The sequence below is a fragment of the Dietzia sp. Cai40 genome (genome assembly GCF_014145165.1).
GTDB lineage: Bacteria > Actinomycetota > Actinomycetes > Mycobacteriales > Mycobacteriaceae > Dietzia > Dietzia natronolimnaea.
In genome coordinates this window covers 1-10,352 of the sequence record NZ_JAALEB010000459.1, presented here as the reverse complement: position 1 = coordinate 10,352, position 10,352 = coordinate 1, and the positions used below count along the sequence as shown (strand labels likewise).

At 63.1% G+C, this 10,352-nt stretch carries 10 protein-coding genes and 1 pseudogene; 6 read left to right on the top strand and 5 right to left on the bottom strand.

Features of this window, described 5'->3' with window-relative positions:
- Window positions 1-57 precede the first annotated feature (57 nt).
- From nrdH to G6022_RS15575, 5 genes and pseudogenes are all read left to right on the top strand, one after another.
- Window positions 58-276 (top strand): annotated as a pseudogene (nrdH, locus tag G6022_RS15595) (glutaredoxin-like protein NrdH); the annotation flags it as partial.
- A gap of 455 nt (window positions 277-731) precedes the next feature.
- On the top strand, window positions 732-1,208 hold the full coding sequence (locus G6022_RS15590; protein WP_182638566.1) for a hypothetical protein: 477 nt from the start codon (window positions 732-734) through the stop codon (window positions 1,206-1,208).
- 38 nt (window positions 1,209-1,246) lie between these two features.
- Complete coding sequence (locus G6022_RS15585; RefSeq protein WP_182638567.1) at window positions 1,247-1,822, top strand: DnaB-like helicase N-terminal domain-containing protein; 576 nt, start codon at window positions 1,247-1,249, stop codon at window positions 1,820-1,822.
- A gap of 379 nt (window positions 1,823-2,201) precedes the next feature.
- Complete coding sequence (locus G6022_RS15580; RefSeq protein ID WP_182638568.1) at window positions 2,202-2,606, top strand: helix-turn-helix domain-containing protein; 405 nt, start codon at window positions 2,202-2,204, stop codon at window positions 2,604-2,606.
- A gap of 35 nt (window positions 2,607-2,641) precedes the next feature.
- Window positions 2,642-2,932 carry a hypothetical protein gene (locus G6022_RS15575; protein ID WP_182638569.1) on the top strand — a complete coding sequence of 97 codons (291 nt, stop codon included), beginning with the start codon at window positions 2,642-2,644 and terminating at the stop codon, window positions 2,930-2,932.
- 120 nt (window positions 2,933-3,052) lie between these two features.
- Here G6022_RS15575 and G6022_RS15570 read toward each other — a convergent pair whose 3' ends face one another.
- A complete protein-coding gene (locus tag G6022_RS15570) occupies window positions 3,053-4,030 on the bottom strand; it encodes an Abi family protein (RefSeq protein WP_182638570.1) in 978 nt (325 codons plus the stop codon).
- Window positions 4,031-4,295: 265 nt separating this feature from the next.
- On the bottom strand, window positions 4,296-4,484 hold the full coding sequence (locus tag G6022_RS15565) for a hypothetical protein (protein ID WP_182691956.1): 189 nt from the start codon (window positions 4,482-4,484) through the stop codon (window positions 4,296-4,298).
- 126 nt (window positions 4,485-4,610) lie between these two features.
- On the opposite strand from G6022_RS15565, the gene G6022_RS15560 reads away from it, so the two are divergent.
- Window positions 4,611-4,895: a hypothetical protein gene (locus G6022_RS15560; RefSeq protein ID WP_182691954.1), complete on the top strand. Its 285-nt coding sequence runs from the start codon at window positions 4,611-4,613 to the stop codon at window positions 4,893-4,895.
- Here G6022_RS15560 and G6022_RS15555 read toward each other — a convergent pair.
- From G6022_RS15555 to G6022_RS15545, 3 genes are read right to left on the bottom strand one after another with little or no spacing between them, the layout of a single operon-like run.
- Window positions 4,850-7,300, bottom strand: a complete 2,451-nt coding sequence (locus G6022_RS15555) for an HsdR family type I site-specific deoxyribonuclease (protein ID WP_347238194.1) — start codon at window positions 7,298-7,300, stop codon at window positions 4,850-4,852. The genes G6022_RS15560 and G6022_RS15555 overlap by 46 nt on opposite strands.
- Before the next feature lie 2 nt (window positions 7,301-7,302).
- A complete protein-coding gene (locus G6022_RS15550; protein ID WP_182638572.1) occupies window positions 7,303-8,487 on the bottom strand; it encodes a restriction endonuclease subunit S in 1,185 nt (394 codons plus the stop codon).
- Window positions 8,488-8,497: 10 nt separating this feature from the next.
- Window positions 8,498-10,009, bottom strand: coding sequence for a class I SAM-dependent DNA methyltransferase (locus G6022_RS15545; protein WP_182638573.1), 1,512 nt, complete (start codon window positions 10,007-10,009; stop codon window positions 8,498-8,500).
- Window positions 10,010-10,352 lie beyond the last annotated feature (343 nt).

The following is a 10,352-nucleotide window of genomic DNA, read 5'->3' as shown; positions in this document are numbered from 1 at the left end:
TAGACTGGAGCCATACCGAGAGGGCAGGAAGCCCCCGGCAACCCGAGGAGGAACACCATGAGCATCACCGTTTACACCAAGGCTGACTGCGTGCAGTGCGACGCCACCACGCGCACCCTCGACAAGGCCGGACTGGCCTACGAGGTCGTCGACCTCACTGCCGACGCCGACGCGCTCGAGTACGTGCGAACCCTCGGCCATTGCCAGGCCCCGGTCGTCGTCACCGACACCGACAACTGGGCCGGCCATCGCCCCGACCGGATCAAGGCACTCGCCCCCACGGCTGTCCGCAGCCCCGAACGCACCCAGTTCCTGGTCGACGTTCTCAGCACCGCCGTCGAGACCGGCATCGGCTACTGGGCCGAGGTCGTCCACGTCGCGGACCAGACCGGGACCACGCCCGCGGGGGACAACCTTGACCCGCTCGGATCGGGAGGCGACTGCTACACCGCCACCGTGCGCGAGTACGAGACCGGCGACGAGCACCACGTCAACCTCGACACCGTCGTTCGCGGAGCCAACCTGCTCGCCAAGAGCAGCATCGACAACGACCTCGTCAACGACTTCCGCGAGGCCAACCGCACCAACGGCGACCGGGGCGACATCGACGCCAGCAACGCCGACATGGCCCTCCAGATGGGCATCTTCGGCGACGTCATCTACGGCTGACCTCCCCCCGACCCACTGCCCATCGCCGCGAGGCAGACGGGCGCCCCGAAAGGACCACCACCATGCACGCTCTCAACCACGCCGAACTGCGCTTCCTCATCAAGACAAACTCCCTGCACGGCCTCGGACGCCTCGCCGCATCCCCGGACACCGAGATCCCCCACATCGTCGCCAGCATGTCCTCTGGATACGGCGGCGGCCTCGCATACGAATACCGCAGCAAAGGGGTGTCCATCTGGACCGGGACCAACCGTCCCTGGAACAGCGAACCGGACCACCACATCACCTGGACCCAGATCCGCCGCCACATCAGCCGATACGTCACCGAAGACTTCACCAACGCGTTCCGCGAAACCGACCGCAAGTGGTGCCACGCCAAGGTCGGAGACCAGACCCCCGGCGCCCTGTACTGCCACACCGACGCCGAACGCGAAACAATCGCCGACCTCGAAGCGCAGCTGCGACTCCTAGCCTCACCCATCTGGGAACCGGCGACCACCATCGAAGGCGAACCCGAACAGCTCGACCTGTTCGCCTAACCGGCATCACCCACCACACCGCAGAGACAGGACAGACAATGAGCATCATGACCGCCGAGCAGCACGCCAGCGCCGACCCGGTCGACGTGGACGACCTCGCCGCCGCCGACGCTGCTCCCACCGTCCCCGAGCTCGACCCCGAGGCCGCCCTGCTCTGCGCGCTCCTGCACACCAACGACACCACCGAGGCCCGCCACATCGCCGCACACCTCGAGGCAAGCGACTTCCTCAACCCCCGCTACGGCGACCTGTACAGCGTGATCGCCGACCTCATCGCCGCCGACGAACCCCACCACGCAACCCGAGTGCTCTCCGCACTCACCAATGCCGGCCGAATGGCCGGCCACCACGGTCAGCTCCTGGCCGACGCACTCCAGGTCGTCGCCCTGCTCGGAACCCCCGCCGTCGGAGTGCGCACCCTCGCCGCCGACGTTCTCGACGCCTCCTACCGCCGCCGCTTCGCCCGCACCGCGGCCCACCTCACCCGCGCCAGCGCCGAAGCGCCTACCGACGACCTGTTCGAGATCCTGCTCGAGGAAGGCCGCGCCATGCGCCGAGAGACCAAGCGCCGCGCCTCTCTCACCGCCGGCCCCGCCACAGGCGCCACGTCCTAACCCAGCCCGCCGCACCCGAGAAAATGTCGCTCGCTTGACTGGGCAGCCCTCGATCACCAGACCGCTACCCAGGTGATCGACACCGTCGTTGCCTGCATCCTGGGACGATCAAGCCACGAAGCATCCCTGTAAACATGCTGTCGCTGTTAGCCTCGCAGCGGAATCTCTACAAGGCAAAGGGCAGGTCATGGACCCATTCGCGCAGATGCTGAACGACTCAATCCCCGGTTTTCAGGGATCTATGCAGGACATGAATCGCAACACCCTGGACATGCTCCGGAACTCCGGGCCGGAGGGAATCGGCTTGATCCCCGAGTACATCCGACAGCAGGCGGCTATGGGTTGGATCTGACACCGCCACCGCGGTGACCTACACCCTGTGACTCCAGACGAGGCTCGGTCGCTCGGCCGCTCGATACGGGCTGCACGGCAGGAGAAGGGCCTCACGCAGCTCAAGTTGGCAGTTGCTGTCGGCGTGAAGTCGCCGTGGATCAGTGCGTGGGAGCGTGGACAATCCCAACCCGCTGCCTACGCACAGTCGGCACCACCCGTGGCAATCAGCCGCGACCAGCTCTCCGCGATTGCCAGCGCCCTGGACTGCACCGTGGAGTCCATCGCGGATCGGGCGGCCCTGTCCGCGACCACGCGAGTCCTCTACGGACTTGAACCGCTCGGGCCAGCCCGTACCGTCGTCGGCGGCCAAGAGTTCGACCTCACCGACGCAGAAGCCGACCGCGTCGCAGACTTCATCGCCGGGCTCATCGCCGCCCGCGACCTGCACTAGAACGCCCGTCGGACCTTGGCGCTACGCTGCGCCGCATGGACGAGCTGCTAGACCGAATCCGACAAGCAGCCGAACAGGCAGGGGAGCGGCGCTTCCTCGAGCTCCTACGCTGGCACCGCGTCGTCGCCAGCCTCCCGGACATCGACCCCACCAAGCAGGGCGCCTACCGAGTCGCCATCACCGAGCTGGGGGAGGACCGCGCTGTCGAGCTGCTGCATGACCTCCGAAACACAGGCCGCAACCCACGCCGCTACCGCCACGGAGCCGACGGTAAACCTCGCTACCGCGCGGGACGAACCGTCAGCGATCACCACCACCGCGAGTGACCGCTCTGGCCAGCAACTACGTCGGAACACACATTATCGGCACTCGGCTCGTCGGGGCGGTCCGCCGAACAACTGATGGTCAGGGGGGTGCGCTTGCCTGCCAGGTTGCGCAGGACACGTTTAGCTCCAGAGCGCTTCCGCGGCCCATCCCTCGGGGAACCCCATGGTTGCGTAGTTGATCCGATCCGAGAACTGGGGCATTTTCTTGATCTGTGTGGCGAACGTGCGTCGCCAGTTGCATTTCGGGTCTAGGTGCTCGGTGATGTGCGCGGTTACCGCAGCGGGTGTGTAGAGCTTGTTCGAATTGTCGGCGGGGATACTGCTCAGATGCTTCAGGCTGTCGGGGACTTTTCCGAGTTTCGATACGGGTGAACGATAAACGATCTGTCGGTTCCAGATCCGGGACTGATGTGCGCAGTGATTGCGCAGAACGTTGAGCTGTACGAAGTGGTTGTGGAGGTGCCCGGTATTGGCACCCTCGAACCCCATTGAGCGTGCGACGTCTCGCTTGTCCTCAGTTTTCAAGAGCCCGTGGAGGCTGACGAGGCCGCCGAAGTCGAGCACTTCTGCGGCGACCCAGATGGGCATCTCACCCGCGTACTTTTCATTGAAGTGGCGTACGAAGTCTTCATTCCTGGATTCGCTTATTCGCCTGTCGAACCTCGCCTGCCAGTGTTCTAGGCGAGTCGTGGAGGGGTCATTTCGGTGCTGCGGGTCGTTGCACTGGTGACGATCCAAGTGATCAATACTGAGATGGCCATAGGGATCGCGTTTCCCCAGGGTGTAGGAGATCGCGTATCGCATCCCGACTTCTACCTGGCCGAGGCCGTCCAGTAGGAGAGTTCGGATTTTTCGGTCAAAGTCGTGGAGTTTTACGACCTGGTCAAGGGTCGTACCTTCTATGAACGTCTCGGCCCGTTTCGCATCAGCTCCGTGGCCCGTCCACTGTCGCAGGGGGTAACTGTATGCGCTGAGCCGGTAGTAGCCGATCCTCTTGAGGTATGCGACCGCATCTTTAAGCTCGCCGGTGTCCATTCCCCGGTCCTGCATGATGGCGACTTGCTCGTTGAGGTTTTTATGGGGCTTCTCGTACGCCACTAACATGCTCCGAAAAAGAAAACCGGCCCATGACAGGCTGTGACCGTTAAGTCGGTGCCTGACAGAGGGGACCGGTGTTGATGAACTAAAGATAGCGACCGTATGCCACTTCTGGCAAACTGCGGCGTGTTGCCATAGTGGTCGTGAGCAGGGGATATGCCGTCAATGGCGTCTAGATTGCCTCGTGCAGCGTCGCGACCGTGATCAGGGCCTTGGCCCCAGCCGGATGCGTTATCGCCTTCCAGCGTGCCGCAGGGGAAGCTCATTAATAGTTCTCGCGCACGTAGGCGTAAGCCCGGTCGAAGAGTTCACCGGAGGGCGGAAGGCCGAACTTTTTGAGGGCCAGCCGCAGTTGCTTTCGCACTTCGCGGTCACCGGCCTGGTCCGTCGCCCACCCTGAGTAGGCAGAGTCACGGACGATCCGGTCGATCTCGGTGACGACATCCTCGATCACGACGCTGGCGCCTTCGGGCTTGCACTCCTCGACTATCTGGGTGAGCGCTCCGATATTCGGATCGAGGATGCGCTCGGCTTCGTCGATCTTGCCCTCATCGACGAGTCGGTCGATTTTGGTCGCCCGTTGCGCTACCTCCAGCGCCTGCTTGAGGAACAGCAGGCTGTCCTCTGCAGAGTTGACCGCCTGCTTGTGGAGGCGTTCGAGCTGTTCAGAGAGATCTTTGTAGAGCGCGGCACCGGTGGTCTCCAGCCGGCGCTTGATGCGGCGGGAGATGGTGTCGAAGACTTCCTCGACGGTGATGGGGTCGGTGTTGATGTCTCGTGTCGGGTCGATCTCGTCCTCGGTGCCGTCGAACAGGGTCCTCAGTACTCGATGGATTCCGCGTCGATGACAACCTGCTCGGGCTGACCTTTAACCGTCACGTCCCGCATGTTGCGATGCACGATGGCCTGAGTCTTAGCACCGAGCCTGGCCCATAGCAGCGCGTCAGAGGTACTGGTTGGCCTGGTCGTCTCGTAGATCCCGGCGAGCCAGAGATAGTCGCTCTCGTGTGGTTCCAGATCTTCGTGCGGAGAGATGACTTCCCAGATGGCTTGCAGGCCGATGAACTGGCGAGCGAACTCGTCTAGCTCACCCTCGTCCTTGGTCAGCACTTGGCGAGCCTCGAACAGGGACTCGTAGCTGCCATCGCGTTCGATGCCGGCGAACCGCGCCAGGGCCGCGGCCTTGCGGCCCGAGAACTCGGTGATGAGTCCGTCGATGTCCACCGGGCGCGTACCTGGGCCTTCCGGGTCCGCTTTGCGCAGTGCCACCGCGATGGCCGATCCCAGGCCGATGTAGTCGACGATGAGGCCGTACCGCTTGTCGTGGCCGGTGACCGGGGACTTGTACCGACGGTTGGTGCGGGTAATCGCCTGGAACAGCGTGTGCCGGCTAAGAGGCTTGTCTAGGTACATCGCGCCCTCGATGGGGGCGTCGAACCCAGTTAACAGCTTGGCCGTGACGATAAGCAGGTGCGGGCCGGTCTCGGCGGTCTTGAATTCCTTGACCGCCTGATCCAGTTCTGGGCGGGACATGCCGTAGGTGCTTTTCCACTCGGCAGGATCGTCCTTGGACCCGGTGGTCATCACGACCTTGGTCGTGAAGTCATAGTCCGGGTTGGCGGCGATGAGCCGGTTCAGCTCCGCCTCGTAGGCGACTACCAGTTCACGGTCGAAGGCCACGACTTGAGCCTTGAGCCCCAGCGGTGCGACCTTGGACGCGAAGTGCTCCAGAATGTCGGCGCACACCGCTGCAATGCGGTCAGGATTGCGCACGATGGTCCGAGCCTGACCAGCGCGGCGAACCAGCTTGTCCCGCTCGTCCTCACTGAGCCCCTCGGCCTCAACCAGGGCATCGAACTCGGCGTCCATGGTCTCGGTGTCCAGGTGCCAGTTCACCAGGCGTGGCTCGACGTGAACCGGGACGGATGCCCCGTCGTGGATGGAGCGCTCCATCGAGTATTCGCTCAGTGCGTGGCCGGGATCCTGGGGGTCGCCGAACAGCTCGAAGGTATTGCGGTCCTTGTCGGAGATCGGGGTTCCGGTCAGGCCGAAGAACCGGGCGTTCGGTAGCGCCTCGCGCATGTACCCGCCGAGATCGCCCTCCTGCGTCCGGTGGGCTTCGTCGACGAGCACGATCACGTTGTCGCGCTGCGTGAGCGCACCGTGGCCCTCGGTGAAGCGGAAGATCGTGGTGACGATGACGCCGGTCCGCTCCGTCGTCAGCGCTTCGTGCAACTCTGTCCGGGTCGTGGCTTCCATCAGGTTCGGTGCCCCGAGACCCTGGAACTGGCGCATGGTCTGTCCCACCAGGTCAATGCGGTCCAGGACGATGAGGATCGTGGGATCACCGATCTCGTGGTCTTCCAGGATCAGGTTCGCGGCGAACGCCATGAGCAGGGTCTTGCCGGTGCCCTGGAAGTGCCAGATCAGTCCCTTGGTTCCGCCGGTCTTGACCTTGCGGTAGATCGCTCTCGCGGCCTCGACCTGCGGGTAGCGGGGCAGGATCTTGAATCGCGCCGACTCGTCGGAATGGAAGTAGGTGAAACTACCCAGCAGTTCGGTGATCATCGGCGGGGTGAGCAGCAGCTCGACAGTGCGCACCACGCGGGCCATGCCGTCCAGGTCGTACGGGTCTTCGGTGCTGCCCCACATCTGCCAGCCGGAAGGCTCTGACAGGATCGCCCCGTAGTGGAACTCCTTGCCCTCGGTCGCGGCGAGCATCAGGTTCGGTGAGAAGAACTCGGGAACCCGCGGGACGTAGGTGTTGGCGATGTCCATGGCCCCGTTGAGCCACGACACCGATGCCTTCACCGGGGTCTTGGTCTCGATCACCACGAGCGGGAAGCCATTGACCCACAGCACCACGTCGAACCGGTGCTTGTTGCCGACCGGGCCATAGGTGACCTCGCGAGACACCCAGTACGTGTTGCTATCTAGGTCCTCGAAGTCGACCAGACTTACGCCTGAGTAGCGGTCGGTACCGGTGTACCGGATCGTCTTGTGGCCCTTCAGCCACGAGGTCATCCGCTCGTTCGCCGTCAGCAGGTCATCGGCCATCGCCGCAATCCGGAGCTGCGGCACCACCTCATCGACCAGCAGCTCATCGGCAGCGATCTCCGAATTCAGACGAATCAGCGCGGCGACGACCTCGGACTCAATGAACACATCCGTCACGTCCCGGTCGAGCGCGTTAGCATCGACCTCCGTCCACCCCTGACCGGCCAGCTTCGTGACCAACCAATCCTGGACCGTCTTCGCCTCGCTAAACACGCTCACCCTGCCTGTGCCCTCTCCGGTAGGCCTAAGAACTGATCGTAAGTCTCGGGGATCTCATGCTCACCAGAAAGAAGAACAGACAGCATCGACGAACGCAGATCGCGGAGACGGTCGAGAGCGGACTGAGACGTAGAGACGGCAGAATCGGCAGCCACCAGAGGTCTGACTACATCCTCCTGCTCAGTCACAGAGAGATCCGGAAAGGGGAGCTTTGCGGCACGTCCGAAACCGAGAGCGCTGATTGTCTTACCAGTTGCTGTCGCATCGAAAGTCCCGCTCGCCTTCATGAATCGGCACCAGTGCGCGATGAAGTTGGTGGTGGATTTCCCTTCTAACGGTCGAATGCGGATCACGTGTTTGTCATAGCCGTAGTCTCCGACCAAGTGGTCGGGCCATACAGCGGACTCGCCAACAGTCCCTCCCTCCGCAAGTACGACATCACCGGGACGCAGCCCATGGGAGGCGATCCAAGCTTCGGGAATTGGCATTTCGTCGAAGCTCGCCGGGTTGACTAAGTGAGTGCTGGTGATGCTCCCCGACTTCACCGTCGCGTACTTCGGTACATCCGTTGCCGCAGCACCGCCCTTCTGTCGACCAAGTTTCATGTCAGTTCGCGTCGACACCTGGGCGGTTGCGCCGTCAAGTAGTGGCCGGAACACCTCCAAGTTGATCCGCGTTTCCAGCGCTACCGCCGTATCCACTTCGGCCTGGGCGGCACTGATCGCGGCGTCAACCGAGTCCATGAGGTCAACGATGCGCTTCTGCTCGCGGAGGGGCGGGAGGCCAACTGGATAGCTGTCCATCTTCTTCGACGAGGTGCGCGGCATCCGCGTGCCTGCACTGGATTGGGTGGCGAACGCGATGGCTTGCTGGCTGCGGAGGATGTTGAACAGGTACCCCTGGGAGACCTTTTCCGGGATGGCGCGATATACGAGTGCCTCGTTGGAACACCACCCGCGCTGATCAACCATTGAGACCTTATTCAAGTACGGCCTCAGTTTCGAGAAAAGGATGTCTCCGGGCCTAAACGGGGTAGACGCGCTCGTCACCTGGGACGTACTTCCGAAACGCTTAACCCATCGTTCTCCGGGATCGAAGTGTTCCAGGCCGACATACGCCTCGTTGTTGGGCGGAATTGCTGAGCCCCCGGCAATTTCGACGATCTCTCCGAGAATAGTCACTTCCCATCCCTCACGCATTGTTATCACCTAGGAATCCGGCTTCGACAATCCGCTCTAGGAGTGCGGCCTCGGCCTGCTCCCGCTCGGCGCGAGCGGTATTCCAGGCGGCGAGAGATTCCTCGACCGTCGCCTCGTCCACGGCCACGGCAGTAGAGACATAACGACCGATGTTGAGGTCGTAGTCGTTGGATTTGATCTCGTCGAGATCGACGACGCGCAGGGACAGACCGTCCTCGCCGTCAATGTCGTTGCCCTCGTGGTAGGCGGCGTGGATTGCGGCGACATCGTCCTCATTGAGGTCGTTGCGGTTCCTGCCCGGCTGGAAGCGTTTGGCGGCGTCGATGAACATGACTTTGCGCTTGCGCTCGTCGGGCTTGGACTTGCGCAGCACCAGCACGCACACCGGGATGGGCGTGGCGTAGAAGAGATTGGGTGCCAGACCGATGACGGCCTCGATCTGGTCGTTGTTGAGGATGCACTTGCGGATAGCGGCCTCTTTGCCGCCGCGGAACAACACGCCGTGGGGCAGGACGATGGCCGCCCGGCCCGTGGGGCTGAGGGTGGTGATCATGTGCTGAACCCAGGCGTAATCGCCATTGCTGGCCGGTGGGACACCGCAGAAGGCGCGCCCAAACTTGTCTGCTGACCAGGTCTCTTCTCCCCAGGGACTCAGCGAGAATGGGGGATTAGCAATGACCTTGTCGAAGGTCTGGAGCTTGCCCGCCGCAGTGCGGTGCGCGGGGTTGCGCAGAGTGTCGCCCCGCACAATGTCGTGGTCCTCGATCCCGTGGAGGAAAAGGTTCATCCGGGCGATGGCGCTAGTCGTGAGGTTCACCTCCTGGCCGTGCAGGTGAACCGCACGCGGGTCGCCACCCTTCGCCGAGATTGCATGAACGGTCTCCACGAGCATGCCCCCCGAGCCGCATGCCGGGTCGTACACCGACTCACCGGGCTGCGGGTCGAGGATGTCGACCAACATGTGCACCACCGAGCGCGGGGTGAAGAACTCGCCCGCCTTCTGACCGGAGGAGTCGGCGAACTTCTCCAGCAGGTACTCGTACGCCGCGCCGAGCATGTCACCGGTCACCTGCTTCGGGTTCAATGTCAGCTTGTCGAAGGCGTTGAGCAGCGCATCCAGCGCCGGGCGAGGAACACGATCCTCGTTGGCGAATGCTGCGTCACCGAACACGCCTCGCAGCGTGTCCGCGTTGGCCTGGGCGATAGTGTCCATCGCCTTGCGCACACGTAATCCTTTGCGGGCCTGCGTGCTGCGCGCGACCACGTTCCAGTGTTCGCCCGGCGGGATGACGAACGGCTGGAAGTCTGCCTCGATTTCATCGGTGAGATCAGCGCCCCACTCCTCCACAGCCAGTTCATGGTTGTAGTCGTGGGTGTCAGAGAGCCACTTCCAGAACAGGACCGGGAAGACGTAGTTCTTGAAGTCGGCAGGGTCGACAGGGCCGCGGAGCGCGTTGGCGGCACTCCAGAGGCTGGTTTCGAGCTGCTGCTGTGTTAGTGGCACGTGGTGGTTCCTTGCCCGGATTTGTCTCGGTTGATGAGTGTCATCTTGCACGGCTTGTTGCGAGACTCGATTGACCCGTCGAGCTCCGCCGGCGGCAGATCCGCTTTCCGCGACCTTGCCAGTTTGCGCGACCAAGGGCGACTTTCGACTTGGCTACTGACTCGGCATCGGACCTTGAGGCGACGGCAACGAATGAGACGAGCGCCGCTTAAGTCGTACCCACTTGCATAGGCAGACCGCGAACCGACTTGGCGTGGTTCGTTGGGGTACACCCGTGCGGGACGGACGAGGGGCCATCATCGGCGTGTGGCTTTCGCCGTTATATGGCGGGGTTCTGTCGACG

What these genes read in the sequence shown, in the direction of transcription:
- G6022_RS15590 (WP_182638566.1), top strand. Translation starts at nt 732, where the DNA reads ATGCACGCTCTCAACCACGCCGAACTGCGCTTCCTCATCAAGACAAAC.
- G6022_RS15585 (WP_182638567.1), top strand. Translation starts at nt 1,247, where the DNA reads ATGAGCATCATGACCGCCGAGCAGCACGCCAGCGCCGACCCGGTCGAC.
- G6022_RS15575 (WP_182638569.1), top strand. Translation starts at nt 2,642, where the DNA reads ATGGACGAGCTGCTAGACCGAATCCGACAAGCAGCCGAACAGGCAGGG.